This is a genomic window from Streptomyces sp. NPDC006463 (assembly GCF_042870715.1).
Classification (GTDB): Bacteria; Actinomycetota; Actinomycetes; order Streptomycetales; family Streptomycetaceae; genus Streptomyces.
In genome coordinates this window covers 261,886-279,173 of the sequence record NZ_JBIAHP010000011.1, presented here as the reverse complement: position 1 = coordinate 279,173, position 17,288 = coordinate 261,886, and the positions used below count along the sequence as shown (strand labels likewise).

The 17,288-nt window shown below is 75.5% G+C and carries 7 protein-coding genes; 3 read left to right on the top strand and 4 right to left on the bottom strand.

Annotated elements, in window-relative coordinates; translation table 11 throughout:
- From ACFYOB_RS21970 to ACFYOB_RS21960, 3 genes are read right to left on the bottom strand one after another with little or no spacing between them, the layout of a single operon-like run.
- The gene (locus ACFYOB_RS21970; protein ID WP_388561855.1) at positions 1-327 is read right to left on the bottom strand and encodes an acyl carrier protein; all 327 of its coding nucleotides are present in this window, start codon (positions 325-327) and stop codon (positions 1-3) included.
- A complete protein-coding gene (locus ACFYOB_RS21965; protein ID WP_388561853.1) occupies positions 317-4,873 on the bottom strand; it encodes a beta-ketoacyl synthase N-terminal-like domain-containing protein in 4,557 nt (1,518 codons plus the stop codon). The genes ACFYOB_RS21970 and ACFYOB_RS21965 overlap by 11 nt, the downstream gene beginning before the upstream one ends.
- Entirely contained in the window at positions 4,866-11,753 is a 6,888-nt protein-coding gene (locus tag ACFYOB_RS21960; RefSeq protein ID WP_388561851.1) for an SDR family NAD(P)-dependent oxidoreductase, read from the bottom strand. Before ACFYOB_RS21960 ends, ACFYOB_RS21965 begins: the two co-directional genes overlap by 8 nt.
- A 516-nt stretch (positions 11,754-12,269) precedes the next feature.
- On the opposite strand from ACFYOB_RS21960, the gene ACFYOB_RS21955 reads away from it, so the two are divergent.
- The 3 genes from ACFYOB_RS21955 (at position 12,270) to ACFYOB_RS21945 (ending at position 15,903) form a co-directional block, all read left to right on the top strand.
- Entirely contained in the window at positions 12,270-13,163 is an 894-nt protein-coding gene (locus ACFYOB_RS21955) for a LysR family transcriptional regulator (RefSeq protein WP_388561849.1), read from the top strand.
- An 89-nt stretch (positions 13,164-13,252) separates the two neighbouring features.
- Positions 13,253-14,554 (top strand): putative Ig domain-containing protein, encoded by a 1,302-nt coding sequence (locus tag ACFYOB_RS21950; protein WP_388561847.1) that lies wholly within the window; start codon positions 13,253-13,255, stop codon positions 14,552-14,554.
- Positions 14,555-14,637: 83 nt separating this feature from the next.
- On the top strand, positions 14,638-15,903 hold the full coding sequence (locus tag ACFYOB_RS21945) for a cytochrome P450 (protein WP_388561845.1): 1,266 nt from the start codon (positions 14,638-14,640) through the stop codon (positions 15,901-15,903).
- 50 nt (positions 15,904-15,953) lie between these two features.
- Here ACFYOB_RS21945 and ACFYOB_RS21940 read toward each other — a convergent pair whose 3' ends face one another.
- Positions 15,954-17,129 carry a serine hydrolase domain-containing protein gene (locus ACFYOB_RS21940; RefSeq protein WP_388561843.1) on the bottom strand — a complete coding sequence of 392 codons (1,176 nt, stop codon included), beginning with the start codon at positions 17,127-17,129 and terminating at the stop codon, positions 15,954-15,956.
- Positions 17,130-17,288 lie beyond the last annotated feature (159 nt).

The window sequence follows — 17,288 nt, the reverse complement described above, 5'->3', positions numbered from 1 at the left end:
TCAGCCGGTGGGGGCGGCCGAGGCGGCCGGGGCGGCTGCCGTGCGGGCGAGCGAAGCGTGCGTGATCCGGCCGATGTGGGTGACGAGTTCACCGACCGACATGGCCAGGATGGCGTCCATGTCCTTCTCCGCCAGGAAGCCCATCAGGTCCACCTCGGCGCCGTAGCGGTGATGGAGCAGCTCGGCGAGGGCGACGAACTCGATGCTTTCCAGGGCGAGGTCCTCGTTGAACGTCGTCCTCATCGTGACCTCCTCCGCGAGCAGGTATTCGTCGCCGACGATCTCCACGAGCATTCCGGTGATCTCGGCGAGGATGTCAGGTGCCATGACGGGTCTCCGTGAGGTGGAAGGGGGCGGGGGACGGCGCCGTGCCGTGGGCGGTCCAGGCGACGACGTGGTCGGGCGGTCCGGGGGCGGGCCGGCCCGGGGCGGGCAGGTCAGGGGCGGGCCGGTCGGCGGGGACACGGGTCGTACGGACCGGGTACGGGTGACCGTCGGGGGAGCGCACGAGCAGCGCGCCGGAATCCGGCTCACCTGCCACCCGCCAGTCCCGCGGCCGGCCGCCGAGCCCGCTGCCCGCCGCCTTCGCCGCGGCCTCCTTCGCGCACCACAGGGCGGTGAGCGCAGCCGGCAGTCCGGTGCCCTCCCAGTCGGCCAGCCGCTCGGCGAGGCGGAGTTCCTCCGGTCGCAGAGCGATCCGGACCAGCGCGTCCGGGTCGGCGGTCACGGGCTCCACGTCGATGCCGACCGCGTCGCGGGGGTGGGCGAGGGCGACCGCGATCCGCTCCTTGTGGGCGATCGACAGCCGGAAGCCGCGGGTGAGCGGACCCTCGGCCAGTGGCCGGCCCGCGGGATCGTTCCCGACCGGCACCTCCACCGGGAACACCGGCCCGGCCCCGGCCTCCCACAGCAGTCCGCGCAGCGCGTCCTTGGCGGCGATCCGGCCCAGCAGCCAGGGCGCCCGGGCCCGCGGTGACAGCCGCTCGTACGCCGCCCGCTCGGCGGCGCCGAGGTAGCGGCGCATCACCAGCTCCTGCGAGGCCGGGTCGGTCCAGCGGCGGCGGGCCAGGCACCAGCCCTCGGGCCGGGGCTCGCCGATGCCGCACACCTCCGGGGTGAACTTCATCGGCCACACCCGCTCGTCGGCGCCGAACCGGCGGTACGTCCATCCCTCGATCAGGGCCCACACCTCGCCCGTGGCACGGCGCAGTTCGAGGTCACCGCGCACCGTGACGTCCCGTACCTCCCGGATCCGGGCCGTGGCGGCGACCAGCTCCCCGGGGGCGGGCGGGGGACCGCAGAAGCGGACGCGGTCCACCGTCGCCGGGAACACCAGCCGGTCCACCGGCAGGCGCAGCTGCATCCAGTGACCGAACAGCTGACCCGCGGCGTCGAGCAGCGCCCCCGGGTCGGGGAGCGCCCGCAGCACGCCCTCGATGCCGTCCGAGGCGACGGTCCGTACCTCGTGCACCCCTGCGAAACGCGGGCCGTGGAACATCCACCGGTCACGGTAGAGCGCCTCGGCGCTGACGGGGGCGGGCCCCGGGTCGCGCAGGGGAGTGGCGTCGGGCGCGGGCGGCCGCCCGTACCGCTCACCGAGCAGCACGACCACCGACGCGAACTCCCCGAGGGTGACGCGCGAGCGGCCGGGCCCGTCGCCGCGGACGGTGACCTCGACGTCGACGGCCGGTTCGACGGCGAGCCAGCGCAGCGCCCGCACGTCCTCGTAGCCGATGACGGCGAGGCCGGGCGCGGCGCGGCGCTGCGCGGCCTCGGCGGCCAGCTCCAGCATGGTGGTCATCGGTACGACGGGGAACCGGTCGGACTCCTGCGGCCAGCCGTCCGGCTGGAGGTACACGCAGTGGTCGCGTACGTAGGGCAGTGCGGCGAGCGAGCAGCGCAGGGTGTCACTCCCCGAGGCCTGTCCCGTGGCCCGCCCCGCGGCCGGTCCCGTGGCCCGAACCGTGTCCGGCGGGCGTACGGCCGACCAGGCCTCGGCGACGCTCCGGGCGGCCGCGCCGGTGTCTTCGAGGACCGCGTCCAGCGCGGACAGCAGGACCGGCCGGGGGACGGACGGCTCGGCCCGGACCTGCGCCGGGGCGGCCGGGGCCGTGGGCGGGAGGCCGCCGCCCAGCGCGGTGCGCGCCGTCCCGCCGAGGCGGACCAGCGGCGAACCGAGGTCCAGCAGCACGGCTCGCCGCGCCGGAGCGGGCCGTACCGGCTCGGCCGTCTTCTCCGGCGCGGGTACGGACAGCAGGTCCCAGCGCGGCTCGTGCCCCTCGGCCCAGAGCGCGGCGCAGGCACGCTCCAGCGCCGCGAGACCCGGAAGCCGGGGGGAGGAGGTGGACACCGAGAGGTGGGGACGCTCGCGCAGGGTGTCCTCCACGAAGCCCGGCAGGCTGCCCGGGCCCAGGGTGACGAAGCCGCGCACGCCCTCCTCCTCGTACAGCCGCAGCGTCAGCTCGCGGAAGCGGACCGGCTCCAGGAGGTGGCGGACGACCAGGTCCCGCACGTCCCGCGGCTCGGCGGGGAACGGCGCGCACGTGGTGGCCGACCACACGGGGAGGGCTGCGGGCCGCAGCGGCAGCCGGCCGAAGGCGGCGCGGACCTGGCCCAGGTACGGCTCCCACATCGGGGTGTGGAAGCCCGAACGGAACGGGAGCTCCTGGCCGAGCACCCCGTCGCCGCGCAACCGGTCGACCGCGGCGGCCACTTGGTCCGGTTCCCCGCATATCACCGACTGGTGGGGGCAGTTGTCATGGCTGACCACCACCCGGTCCAGGCCGTGCAGTGCCGCCTCCGCCCGGTGCGCACCGCAACCCAGCGCCGCGTACACGAGATCGGGCACCAGCAGGTCCGACGGCCGGAGCCCGTCCAGGAAGGTGTCGGCGGCTTCCTGCGGATACATCCCGGCGGCCACCATCGCCGCCCACTCGCCCAGGCTGTGGCCCGCCAGCACATCGGCCTCGACACCGAGCGCGGGCATGATCCGGGCGAAGAAACGGCCCGTCGCGATCGCGTCGAGGGCCCGCTCCACCAGGGACGTGCCCCGCGTGAGCCGGGGCCGCGCCGTCCCGAGCCGGTCCGCGACATCGTCCACCACGGGGGCGAACTCCGGCTCCAGGCCCGGGAACAGGAAGGCCACCCGGCCGCCCAGCGGCTCCGGTGTGAACCACACGTCCCCCCGACCCCGCCAGGCCCGGCCGCGCGCCACCACCTTCGCGGCCAGCGCGAGCCGCTGGGGCGTGGGCCCGAACACCGCGAGCCGGCAGGGCCCGTCGCCGCCGGACACCGGCGAGCCCGCCGCCAGCCGGGCCGACAGCTCCGCAGGACCGTCCGCGCCCAGCAGGAGTACGTCGCCCCGCGCGGCCGCCCCCACCGGCGCGGCCGCGCCGCCCAGCGGCAGGAAGCGGCGGGCCGGAGCCGCCGGGCGCGCGGCCGCCGGAGCCTCCTCCAGCACCACGTGCGCGTTGATCCCGCCGAAGCCGAAGGCGTTGACCCCCGCCCGGAGGGGCTCCGGACCCCGCTCCCACGGCTCCGCCGCCGTCACCGGCCGCATCCGGGTCCGGGCCAGGTCCGGGTGCGGATCCTCCAGGTGCAGCGTCGGCGGCAGCACCCCCTCGTACACCGCCAGCGCGGCCTTGATCAGCCCGGCCATGCCGGAGGCCTGCATGGCGTGCCCGAGCATCGACTTGACCGAGCCGAAGCCGACCCCCGGCCCGGAACCCTCCGGTGGTCCGAACACCTGGGCCAGGGTGTCGAGTTCGGCCACGTCCCCCACGGGCGTCCCGGTGCCGTGGGCCTCCAGCAGCCCCAGCGCGCCCGGCGCCCGGGGATCCAGGCCGGCCTCCCGCCAGGCCCGCTCCAGTGCCCGTACCTGGCCCGCGACCAGGGGGCTCATCAGGCTCGCCGCCCGGCCGTCTCCGGCCACACCCGTGCCGCGGATCACCGCGTAGACGCGGTCGCCGTCCCGCTCCGCGTCCGCCAGCCGCTTCAGCAGCACCACCCCGGTGCCCTCGGAGAGCAGGGTCCCGTCGGCCCTCCGGTCGAAGGGCCGGATCCGCTCGCTGGGGCTCAGCGCCCGCAGTTGAGTGAACACGCTCCACAGCGTGGCGATGTGGCAGTGGTGCACGGCGCCCGCGACCACCGCGTCGCAGCGGCCGCCCGCCAGCAGCGCCACGGCCTGGTCCACCGCGAGCAGCGAGGAGGCGCAGGCCGCGTCCAGGGTGTAGGCGGGGCCGCGGAAGTCCAGCCGGTTCGCGGTCCGGGCGGCGGTGAAGCTCGGCACCAGGCCGATCGACGCGTCCGGCCGCTCCGGCCCGAGCGCGTCCTGGAAGGCGGAGCGCACCGCCGCGATCCGCCGCTCCCCGAGCTCCGGCGCGAGCTCCCGCAGTGTCTGAGCCAACTGGTGTGCCGTACGGACCCGTTGGTCCAGCCGGGCGGTGGCCACCCCCATGAACCCGCCGCGCCCCAGCACCACCCCGATCCGTGAGCGGTCCGCCGGCAGCCGGTCCTCGCCGCCCGCGTCCGCGATGGCCTCGGCCGTCGCGTGCAGGGCCAGCATCTGGTCCGGCTCGGCCCCCTCCACGGCGGCAGGCATGATCCCGAAGCGGGTCGGGTCGAAGGCGGCGAGGCCGTCGACGAACCCGCCGCGCCGGCAGTAGAACCGGTCGCCGGACACCGGGCCGGTGGCGCCGTCGGGGTCGTAGTACACCTCGGGATCCCAGCGCCCCGGCGGGACGTCGCCGATCGAGTCCGTACCGGCGAGCAGATTGCGCCGGTAGGCGGCCAGGTCGGCGGCCCCGGGGAACACCGCGCCCATCCCGACGATCGCCGTGTCCGTGGGCCGCGGGCCGCGCCGCCGCTCACTCATCGCCGCGGCCCTCCTGAGCCATCAGGACCACCTGTACGTCGGTCCCGTACGAGAGTTCGGCGAGGAACGCGGCGGTGCCCGCCCCGGGACCGATCAGCGGGATGCCGCGCCGGGCGTACGCACGCTCCAGCTCGGGCGTGACCATCCCGCCCGCCTCCGCCGCCCAGGGGCCCCAGTCCACGGCCAGCACCCGGCCCGGAAAGGACTCCGCCCAGGTGTGCGCCAGGACGTCGAGGGCGTCGTTGGCCGCGGCGTAGTCGCACTGGCCGCGGTTGCCGTACACCCCGGCGACACTGCCGAACAGGGCCAGGAACCGGGGCGCGGGGGCCGTACCGTGCTCGGCCGCCGCGGCGGCCAGGTGGCGGGCTCCGTCCACCTTGGTGGTGAACACCTCGGCGAAGTCGGCCGGTTGCTTGTCGCGCAGCAGCCCGTCGCGCAGGACACCGGCGCCGTGCACGATGCCGTCCAGCCGGCCGTGCCGGGCGCGCACATCGGCCACGACGGCCTGCACGGCGCGCGCATCGGTGACGTCGGCGCAGTGGTAGCGGACGGAGGCCGCCGCCGTGGCCAGGGCGGCCAGCGTGGCCCGTACCTCGCGCTCGGCGAGGATCCGCGAGGCCGCCGCCTCGATCTCGGCGGGCGTACGGAGTCCCGTGGCGATCAGCGCGGCGCGCAGTGCCACCCGGTCCCGCGCCTGGGCGAACTCGTCGCCTCCGGGGCCCGGTTCGGGCGTACGGCCGACCAGCTCGACGTGGCAGCCGGTGGCGCGGGCCAGGGCCAGGGCGGTCCGGGCGGTGATCCCGCGGGCCCCGCCCGTGAGCAGGACCACGGATCCGGGTCCGAGGGGCGGCCCTTCCGGCCCTTCCGGCCCGTCCGGCCCGTCCGCGGATGCCGGGGCGAGCGGCGCGGACACCGCGCCGAGGGCGACCCGGGTTCCCTCGGCGGTGTACCCGACGGAGGCGGGGCCGTCGGCCGGGGGGCAGCTCAGCTCGGCGAGGAGCTGCGCCGCGATCCGCTCAGGGTCCTCCCCCGGGTGGATGCCGACCGCGCGGATCAGCGTGCCGGGGAATTCCAGGGCCGCGCTGCGGGCGAAGCCGTGCAGACCGGCCCCGGGGGTGCCGGGCGCGGTGACGAGGAGCAGCCTGCGGACCCCGCCGGTCAGGGCGTTCCGCAGTCCCGGGAAGGCCGCGGGGAGCAGGGGCTCGGCCCCCGGGCGCAACGCGGACAGGTCCACGATGCCGTCGAACCCGGCCTCGGCCTCGGACACGACCTTCACCTCGGCGCCGAGCGTGCCCAAGGCCGCGCCCAGGGCGAGCGCGACGCCCTGGCCGTCCTCGACGACCCCGATCCGCAGTCCGTGCAGGGCCCGCGGGTCTCCGGCCGCCGCGGGTACGGAGACCAGGTCCACACGGAGCCGACGGAGCTGGCTGTCGGGGGCCGGGGCCGCCGGGTCGGGCAGGGCCGGCACCGGGCCGGGTCCGGGTTCGGGGCTGGGTTCAGGGCCGGGGTCGGTGGACGGCCCGGTGGGTGCGTGGGAGGTGACCCAGTCCACGATCCCGCGCAGGGTCTTGATCCGGGACAGCTCCTCTACCGCGGACTCGGCGGAGCCGCCCGGGTCCTGCGGCAGGCCGATCCGGTCGGCCAGGGCGCCGATGATCTCGACCCGCTTGATGGAGTCGATGGACAGGTCCGCCTCCAGATCCAGCCCGGGGTCGAGCATGTCCCGGGGGTAACCCGTCCGCGTGTGCACGATCTCCAGGACGGTGTCCATGACCTCTTCGGCGGAGGGGGTCGCGACGGTGGGCCCGGCCGCCGGCTGCGGGCCGGCCGCCCGGGAACCGCCGGGTGCCTCGGCCGTGACCGGGTCCGGCGCGGCGCCCGACCGGGACCGGTCGTACGCCTCGGCCGGAGCCCACCCGGGGTCCGGGGTCCGCGTCACCGCGGGCGCCCCCGCGCCCAGGTAGCCCAGCAGGACGTCCCGCTGCGCCTGGACCAGTTCGCGGGTGCCGCGGAGGTACTCCAGTACCGCCTCCTCACGCCGGTCGGCCGCCGGAACCGGATCCGGACGTGAACCGGCACCGGCACCGGCGGCCGAAGCAGAGGCCCGATCCGCAGCCACCGCCGGAGGCAGTCGGCGGGCCGGCCGGAGGCCGCCGGCCACCGGGACGCCGTCGGCGGTGCGCACCAAGTGGCCGTCCACCAGCCAGCCCGGACGTCGCGGCGCCCGGTCCGGCAGGACGGAGGTCCGGCCGCGGAACAGCGCCTCCGGCGCCACCGGCACGCCGGCCGCCGCCAGTTCCGCCAGCGCCGTGACCAGTCGGACCAGGCCGTGTTCGCCCGGCACGTCCAGCGGGACGACCGTGTGCGGGCGGTCGCGCAGGATCCGGCCGGTCAGACCTGACAGGACCCGGCCCGGCCCCGCCTCCACGAAGGTCCGCACACCGGCCGCGTACATGGCCTCCACCTGCTCCACGAAGCGGACCGGCTCCGCGAGCTGGCGTGCGGCAAGGCCCCGTACCTCCTGGGCGGAGGCCGGATACGGGCCGGCCGTCGTGTTCGACCAGACGGGGACACGCGGGGCGGACACCACCGTCGCCGCCAGTTCCGCCGCGAGGGCGGCCGTGGCCCCCGCCACGACCTCGCTGTGGAACGCGCACGCCACGGCCAGCGGCTCGGCCGACAGGCCCGCCTCGCGCAGCGCCGACACCGCGGCGGCAACGGCCGTGGTCGGGCCCGATATCACGCACTGCCGGGGGGCGTTGTGGTTCGCCACCACGCACCCGGCGCGCGCGGCGATCTCCCGTACCTGCTCCGGCGCGGCCGACACCGCCGCCATCGCCCCCGGATCCTCCCCGGCGGCGGCCACGATCGCCTCGGCCCGGCGCGCACTCAGCCGCAGCAGGCCCGCCGTGTCGTAGACCCCCGCCGCCCACAGCGCGGTGAGCTCCCCGTACGAGTGCCCGGCCACGTCGTCCGGCCGTACGCCGAGCTCGGCCAGCAGCAGGTGTGCCGCAGCCCCCGCCAGTCCGAGGGCGGGCTGGGCCACCCGGGTGTCGGTGACCGCCGCCCGCTGCGCGGCCCGCTCCTCGGCGGTGAACGCCGCGGGCGGGAACACCGCCGAGACCACCGGCGGGGGCGCCGCGTCCAGGAGGGCGCGCAGGGCGGGGAACGCCATGAACAGCTCGCCCAGCATTCCCGTCCGCTGGCTGCCCTGCCCCGGGAACAGGAACGCCACGCGGCCCGGGTCCGCCGCCTCCTCGCGTACGTGGACCCCCGCGCCGGGGGTGAAGGCCCGCGCCTGCTCCAGCCGGGCCGCCAGTTCGTCCAGACCGGCGGCGACGACGGCGACGTGGACGGTCCCGGTCCCGGAGCCGGAGGCCGCTTCCGCCGCGAGGTCGCGCAGGGCCCACGGCCGCCCGGCCGCGTCGTTCTCCTCCAGCCGGGCCGCGAGCCGCGCCATCGCCCGGCCGGCCGCCCGCCGGTCCTCGCCGCGGAAGCAGAACAGCTCGGCCGGCCATTCCTCCAGGCCGTGGCGGGGCTCCTCGCAGCCCCCGTAACCGGTCAGCACCGCATGGTAGTTCGTACCGCCGAAGCCGAAGGCGCTCACCCCGGCGATCCGCCGCTCCGGGGGCACCGCCCAGGGCCGGGCCTCGGCATCGAAGGAGAACGGGCTGGTCTGCCCCCGCCAGGCCGGGTTCGGCGATTCGACGTGCAGGGTCGGCGGCCGCACGCCCGCGTGGACCGCCCGGGCCGCCTTGATGAGCCCGGCGAGTCCCGCCGCGCATTTGGTGTGGCCGAGCTGCGATTTCACGGAGCCCAGCGCGCACGAGCCGGCAGCGGCGCCCGCGGCCGTGAACAGCTCGCTCAGGACGGCCAGTTCTGTGCTGTCGCCGACCACCGTCCCGGTGCCATGCGCCTCGACCAGGCCCACCTCGCCCGGGGAGACACCGGCGCGTGCGTAGGCCCGCTCCAGTGCCCGCCGCTGCCCTTCCCGCCGGGGCGCGGTCAGACCGAGCGACCGGCCGTCGCTGGCCGCGCCGACCGCCTTGACCACGGCGTACACCCGGTCGCCGTCCCGCTCCGCGTCCGCGAGCCGCTTCAGCACCAGCGCACCCACGCCCTCGCCGAGCGCGATCCCGTCGGCCGCCGCGTCGAAGGGCCGGCAGCGGCCGCCGGGAGACAGGGCGCGGACGGAGGCGAACATCAGGTAGTCGTTGATGCCGTTGTGCACGTCGGCGCCTCCGCAGACGACCATGTCGCTGTCCCCGTCGCGGAGTTGGCGGCAGGCCAGGTCCAGGGCGGCGAGGGAGGACGCGCAGGCGGCGTCGACGGTGCAGTTCGCTCCGCCGAGGTCGAGCCGGTTGGCGACCCGGCCCGCGATGACGTTGGCGAGGATGCCGGGGAAGGAGTCCTCGGTGAGGCGCGGCAGTTGGTCGTCCAGGGCGGGAGGGAGGTCGCCCAGGTAGGACGGGAGCAGCGCGCGCAGCCCGTACGCGCCCGCCAGTTCGGTACCGGCCTCCGCGCCGAAGACCACCGAGGTCCTGGCGCGGTCGAACTCCCGGTCCTTGCCGTAGCCCGCGTCCCCGAGGGCTCGCGCGGAGATCTCCAGTGCCAGCAGCTGGACCGGTTCGATCCCGGCCAGGGAGGCGGGCGGGATGCCGTGCGCGAGGGCGTCGAAGGGCACCGGGCCGAGGAAGCCGCCCCAGCGGGAGGGGGTGCGCTCGCCGGCCCGGGCCGGGTCGGCGTCGTAATACAGCTCCGGGTCCCAGCGTTCGGCCGGCACCTCCGTCACCGCGTCCGCGCCCGCCAGGATCCGCGCCCAGTAGGCGGCGAGGTCGGGCGCGCCGGGGTAGGCGCAGGCCATTCCGACGATGGCGATGTCGAGCGGGTCGGCCGCCGGGGCCGCCGCCTCGGCCCCCGTCGTCGCGAAGTCCTCGGCCCGGCGTTCCAGCAGGGCGGTGGCACCCTCGGTGACCTGCGCGTGCAGCGCGGCGACGGTCGTGGTCCCGGAGCGGAGCACGGCGGCCTGGCCCAGCATGAACAGCCCCTCGGCGTACTGCTGCTCCGCGTCCACAGGCTCCAGGGCGGCCCCGTCGGCCGCCCGCCGCAGGCCCTTGCTGGCGATCCGCAGCCGCCCCAGGTTGAGCCGTTCCAGCTCCTCCCACATCTCGCGCGGCTCGGCGCCGCTCTCGGTGAGCCGCCGCCGGGTCGCTTCGAAGCTCTCGGCGTACGGGGTGGGCGCGCAGCGGGTGGCATGTCCGGGCGCGGTGTGCAGCAGCACGGTGTCCGCGCACTCCACCGCGGCCCGCTGGAAGCCGGGCAGTACCGCGCCCGCCGCCACGGCTTCCTCGGTGAACAGGTAGGCGGTGCCCATCAGTACCCCGATCCGGGCGCCCCGCTCGGCCAGCGGGGCCGCGGCCGCCGCCGCCATGGCGGCGGAGCGCCCGTCGTGGATCCCGCCCGCGAACAGCACGTCCAGAGCTTCGGGTTCGGGGCACGACAGCAGCCGTTCGATCTGTTCCTCCCACAGGGGGAACGAGGCGCGCGGCCCGACGTGTCCGCCGCACTCCAGCCCCTCGAAGACGAACCGGCGTGCCCCCTCGGCGAGATACCGCTCCAGCAGCCCCGGTGACGGCACGTGCAGATGGGTGCGGATCCCGGCCGCCTCCAGTGGCGCGGCCTGCGCCGGGGTGCCGCCCGCGATGATCGCGTACGGCGGGCGGGCCTCGGCCACGGCCGCCAGCTGCTCGCCCCGCAGCGCGGCTGGGGCGAAGCCGAGCAGGCCCACGCCCCAGGGGCGTTCCCCGAGCCGCTCGGCGCTCTCGGCCAGCAGCCGGCGTACGTCCGGGCCCTCCATCACGGCGAGCGCCAGGTACGGGACCCCGCCCGCGGCGGCCACCGCCTCGGCGAAGGCCGCATGGTCGCTCACCCGGGTCATGGGGCCCTGGGCGACGGGCAGCGGCCGCCCCGGAGTCCGCCCGAGCGGCCGGGCCCGTACGGCGGCCTCAAGGTGCCCGGCGACGGCCGCCCGTACGGCCTGGAGCACCCCGCCCGTGGTCCGGTGGCGCGCGGCCAGCCGGGCGGCCGAGGCGCCGTCCTGCCCGACCGGCAGCAGCTGCGCCCGCAGGTCCCGGGCGCCCAGCAGAGCGGGCACCGGCCCCTCGGGCGGGGTCAGGTCCGGACGCGCGAACACCCGGTGCCCGTCCGTCAGCCGTGTCTCGGAACCGTCCATCACCCGCAGCGCCGAGGCCACTTCGGCGGGCAGGCCCGCCTCGCCCTCGGCCGTCAGGGCGAGCTGTACGTCGAGCAGGACCCCGGCTGCCCCGCCTGCGACGGCCGCGGCCGCCGTGTGCGGCCCGATCCCGCCATGGGCCAGTACCGGGACCCCGGCCGCGGGGTCCGCGAGCAGCTGCTGGAGCAGTACGAAGGTGGTGGCCGTGCCGACCCGGCCCCCGGCCTCGTGGCCCTTGGCGACGAGGGCGGCCGCACCGGCGGCCACGGCGGTCGCGGCCTCCGCCGGGCTGGTGACCTCGGCCCACACGCGGGGCCGGCCCGCAGCGGCCGCCCAGCCGGCCACCCGCTCCGGGGTGTGCGACGCCGGGTCGGCGAGCAGCACGGTGTCCACCGCGGGCGGCAGCTCCTGTGGCCCGAGCGGGCAGCCAGCGGGTACCCGTACCCCGTGGCGGCGGCCGCCGCCGAGCCGGCGGGCCAGTTCCGCGAGGGCGCGCCGGGCGGCGTCCGCGTCCCGGCCGAGGTCGAGCAGTCCGAGGGCCCCGGCGCGCTCGGCGGCGGTCACGATCCGCGGGTGGGGCTCCTCGAACGGGCTCACCGCGACGACCAGATCGCGGGTGGCGGCGGACTGCGGGGGGTGGGGGGTCACGGGCGCTCCTCTTCCAGTGCTGTGTGACATGGCGCGATCAGGGCGCAGTACAGGGCGGAAGAACCGGGGGAGTGCGGCGGGCGTTGGGCCCCGCGGTACGGGTGGTGCGTCTGTGGCGGCGCTCACGGCGGTTCGCACGGGCGGCGGGCGGTCCGCCGCCGGTGCGCTGGGATTGAACAGTGGTCAAACGGCCCCACGCCGGGATGCATCGTGCGGGGACCGCCGTGCACTGTCAACAGGCATGCGGAGTACGTCGTTTCGCTCTCGCCGGGCGCGCGGCGCGCTCGGAACGTGCCCCGGCCCGACCCGCCGAACGCGCCTCCCACGCCGCTGGCCTGCGGTGTTTCCCGCCGGGCGGGGCCGGCCCCGGCGCGCGGGCCGCCGTACGGCACGCCCCGGGCTCATGCCGCACCGGCATGTGTTGCCGCCGACCCGGCATGAACGCCGCTGCCGGGTCCAGTAGTTGTTCACCCGGTGGCCCTTACGGGTGCAACCCCGCGCGGTTACCGTCCGGTCATGACCCCCACGCTCGCGCAACTCCGCTACCTCGTCGCCGTGGCCGACTGCCGGTCCATCACCGGAGCCGCCGCGGCCGTCTTCGTCGCCCAGTCCGCGCTGTCCCGTGCCGTCCAGGCGATGGAGCGGGACCTCGGTGTCGAACTTCTCGCACGCCGGGGAAGGGGGGTGGATCTCACGCCGGAGGGGGCCCGGGTCGTCCGGCTGGCCCGCACCGTGCTCAACGCGGTGGAGGCCATCGACGACATCGGGACCCCCCACGGCAAGGACTCCGGGGCCGTCCTCACCCTCGTCACCACGCCCACCCTCGCCCTCGACCTGGCCACCGGCCTGGTCACGGCCTTCGCCGAGAAGCATCCCGGTGTGGACGTCAGGATCCAGCAGCACGACAGCCGCGAGGCCCTGGTCCAGGAACTGAACCAGGGACGGAGCGAGTTGGCGCTCGTCGACCTGCCCGTCGACAAGGAGCTCTCCACCCACCACATCCAGGAGCGCGAGGTGGTGCTGATCTCGCCGATCGGCTCCCGGCTGCCCGACCCGCTGCCGCTGCGCATGCTCGACGGACTGCCGATGGTGCTGCCCACCCCGGGAACCGGCCGGCGCACCGAGATGGAGGCCATGTTCAGCTGCCTGGGCGTGCGGCCCGTGCCCTCCCTGGAGGTCGACGAGCGCCTCGCCTGGGTGACCGGCGTGACCGACGGCCGCGGCTCCCTCATCTGGTACCGCGACGTGGTGTCGAGGGCCTTCGGCAGCAGGGCGGAGATCCGCTCCTTCACACCCTCCCTGCTGCGCCCGGTGGGCATCGCGCACGCCCGACGGCCGCTGAGCCGCGCGGCCCGCGCGTTCATCGCGCACGCGGGGCGCACGGCACCCGTACGGGAACCGGTGCGCTGACCAGACATGCCGGCTCGGCATTGAACAATGCTCGAACGGGAGGTGGTCGGGCCTGGTGCCACGCAGTGACGTGCCCTCACATGGTGGGCATGTCCCGACTCCTGACACCCCCACGGGCCGCCGCCCTCGCGACCGCGGCCCTCGCCACGCTCCTGCCCGCGACGGTCTGGATGGCCACCGCCACCGCCTCGCCCGCCTCCTCGGCCGCGCCCACCCCGGCCGTACCCGCCCACGCGGCCGCCCGCTCCCTGGCGCCGGAGAAGAAGTGCGCTCTCCCCGGCGGCCTGGCCGAGCTCAGCGGCCTCGCCATGAGCCGCCGCCACCCGGGCGTCTTCTACGCCGTCAACGACAGCGGCAACACCAACCAGGTCTTCGCGATCGACTGCACCACCGCCACCGGTCGGCTCGCGGCCACGTTCACCGTCTCCGGCGTCGGCAACACCGACTGGGAGGGGCTGGCGATCGGCAAGGACGCGAGCGGCGGGCCCACGATCCTGGTAGGCGACATCGGGGACAACTTCAGCGGCCGCGCGGAGATCACCGTGCACGCCTTCGCCGAGCCCGAGCGGCTCGCCGACGCGGCGGTCACGCCGGCCACCTACCGGTTCGCCTACGCCGACGGCCGGCACGACGCCGAGTCCCTGCTCGCCGACCCGGTCACCGGCCGTCTCTACATCGCGAGCAAGGTCATCGGAGCGGCGGGGCAGCTGTACCAGGCACCGCTCCCGCCGGTGACCGGGCAGGTCAACACCCTCACCGCGGTCCGGCCGGGCCCCGTGTTCGCCACCGACGGGGCGTTCTCGCCGACGGGAGCCTCGTACACCCTGCGCAGCGGCGGACCGCTGGGCGCCAACACGGCGTCCGTGTACGACACCTCGGGGGCCAAGCTCGCGGACGTCGCGCTCCCCGCGCAGTCGCAAGGGGAGACGGTGACGTACGCCGATTGCGCGAGCCTGCTCGTCGGGTCGGAGAACGACACCCAGATCTGGCGGGTGCCGCTGCCGCCGGAGGCCGCCCCGGGCTGCGGCACCACGCCGACCCCGACCCCGACGCCGACCCCGACGCCGACCCCGACCCCGACCCCGACCCCGAGCCCCACCCCGACCCCGACGCCCACGCCCACTCCCGGGGATCTGAAGCTCGCCGACCCGGGCCCGCAGACGTGCAAGTTCAACCAGTCCTGCACCATCCGGCTCACCGCCACCGGCGGAAAGCCCCCCGTCCGTTACGCGGCCACCGGCCTGCCGTGGGGTCTGACCATCGACAGCGCCACCGGACGGGTCACCGGCAAGCCCTGGGGCATCGGTACGGTCCAGGTCACCGCCACCGTCACCGATTCCGCCGGGGCCACCGCAGGTACGGCATTCGCACTGACCGTCAACTGGTTCTGAGACGGCGCGGGGCGGGCTTGTACAACCCGCCCCCCAAGCCGCACTGTTGACCGAGTCTCGTTCATCAGGTCAGGAGAGCCGGCTTGTCGTCCCACATTTCTTCCGCCCCGCACGCCTCGGACACCCCGCACGTCATCGACCCCGCCGGCGGCTGCCCGCACGCCCTGAACGCCCGGCTGCGTGCCCAGGGCGCCGTGGCGGAGGTCGTACTGCCCGGCGCGGTGCCCGGCGCGGTCGTCCTCGGGCACGACGCGCTGAAGGAGTTCCTGGCCCACCCCGACGTGGCCAAGGACGCGCGGCACTTCCCGTCCCTGCACGACGGCACCATCCCCCCGGACTGGCCGCTGCGGGTCTTCGCCAACGCCCAGGGCATGCACACCGCCGACGACGCCGACCACCGCCGGCTCCGTTCGCTGGTCGGCAAGGCCTTCACGGCCCGCCAGGTCGAACGGCTGCGGCCCCGTGTCGAGGAGCTGACCGAAGGACTCCTCGACGACCTCGGCCGGGCCGCGGCCGAGGCCCCGGACGGGGTCGCCGACCTGTACGCGCACTTCGCGCTCCCGCTCCCGATGAACGTCATCTGCGAGCTGCTCGGCGTGGACCCCGAGCACCGGGGCCGACTGCACCACCTGACCAACACGGTGATCATCGCGACCGACATCACCCCGGCCGAGAAGATGGCCGCGCTCCAGGAGCTCGTCGCCCTCATCGGCACGATCGCGGCCGCCCGGCGGGAGGCCCCCGGGGAGGACCTCACCAGCGGCCTGATCGCCGCCCGCGAGGACGACGGCGACCGGCTCAGCGAGGCCGAACTCATCGGCACCATGAGGCTGATGCTCGTCGCGGGCCACGAGACCACCCTCAACCTCATCACCAACGCCGTTCGCGCCCTGTGCGCCCACCGCGACCAGCTCGCCCTCGTCCTGGACGGGAAGGCCACCTGGTCGGACGTCGTGGACGAGACCCTGCGCTGGGACGGCCCGGTCAGCTGGTTCCCCTTCCGCTACCCCACGCGCGACCTGACCGTCGACGGCACCGTGATCCCGCAGGGCACCCCGGTACTCGCCGGATACACCGCGGCCGGCCGCGACGAGGCCTTCCACGGCCCGGACGCCGACCGTTTCGACATCACGCGTCCCACGGCCGCCCGTCACCTCTCCTTCGGCCACGGCGCGCACTACTGCATGGGCGCACCGCTCGCCCGGCTGGAGGCCACGATCGCGCTGGAGCGGCTCTTCACCCGCTTCCCCGACCTCGATCTCGCGGTCCCCGAGGCCGAACTCCCGCACCAGCGCAGCTTCATAAGCAACAACGTCCAGTCTCTGCCGGTCCGCCCGGTCCGGTCGTAGGACCCCGGTGCTCCGCCGCCCGCCGGGACCGGATCCCGGCGGGCGGCCCGTCACCCCAGGTTCACGGGCCGCTCCGGGGCCAGGTGGTTGGCGATCGCCTGCAGGACGTTCGAGCTGGCGTTCTGGACGGTGCTGCCGAGGCCCTGCGTCGCCACCGTCGCGATGGCGATCTTCTTGGACGGCAGGTAGGCGACCGTACCCGCGTAGCCGGCGAAGGACGGGTTCTGGACGATCCAGGTGTTCTGCACCGGCAGACCCAGGGCGAACCAGGCGTTCCCCTTGATCTTCACGACGGGGGTGAGCTGAACCTTGTGCGACTGGGGCGTCAGCAGCTTCCCTTCGCCGATCGCCGCGAAGGCCTTCGCCATGTCCTCCAGCGTTCCGGTCATCACCGCGCCCTCCGCCAGCGTCCACGAGGGATTCCAGTAGGTGGCGTCCTCGAACACGCCCCGCTCGTTGTCGAAACCGTGGAGCACCGGCGCGGGGATCTCGGCCCTGGACGAGATCTCGGTGTGGGTCAGGCCCATCGGCCCGAGGACGTCGTCGCGCATCACCTCCGCCAGGGGCTTGCCCTTCACCCTGGAAATGATGTCGCCCAGGATCACCCAGTTGGCGTGCGAGTAGGCGAAGCCCGAACCGGGGGGCAGTACCAGGGGCTTGGAGACCGCGATCCGCACGCGCTCCTCACCCGTCCAGAACTGGAAGGGGTCCTTGTACAGATCGGCGATGAAGGCCTTGTCCGTGACGTAGTCCGCGTACCCGGAGGAGGCGGAGGACAGCATCTTCAGCGTGATCTCGTCCGCGTGCGGAAGGTCCGGGCGCCAGCGGGAGATCTTGTCGTCGAGCGTGACCTTGCCCTCGTCGACCAGCTTGAGCAGCGCGGTCGTCATATAGGGGATCGCGACCGAGCCGATGCGAAAGCGCATGTCCGTCGTCGCGGGGAAGCCCGTCATCGTCTCCCCTGCCGCGGCGGACGAGACCCGCTCGCCGTCGACCCACACCTCGGCCATCGCCGCGGTCAGTCTGTACTTCTTGAGGGCGGCGGCCACCTGCTGCCTGGTGAAGGCCGCGGTATCGGCCGGAATGCAGGTGCCGCCTCGGGACACCTGGCCGGCCGGGCACTGCTTCGCGGCGCTATCGGCCCGGCTGAGGGTGCAGCCGCCCGCCAGCGCGGCGCCCAGGAGAAGGTGCACGCAGGTGAGGGTGAAGGTCTTGGAACTGCGCACGGTGGTGCCTCCATGCAGGTCGAAGGCGAATTTCCCCCATCTCGCGATTGCAGGCCCCGTCTCGCAGGCTAACCGGGCGTGCCGCCCGCCGCGCTCCGGAAGCGCTCCGAGAGTGACGGCCTGCCCGCGCCTGGCGGCGTGAACTCCGTGCTCAGCCGG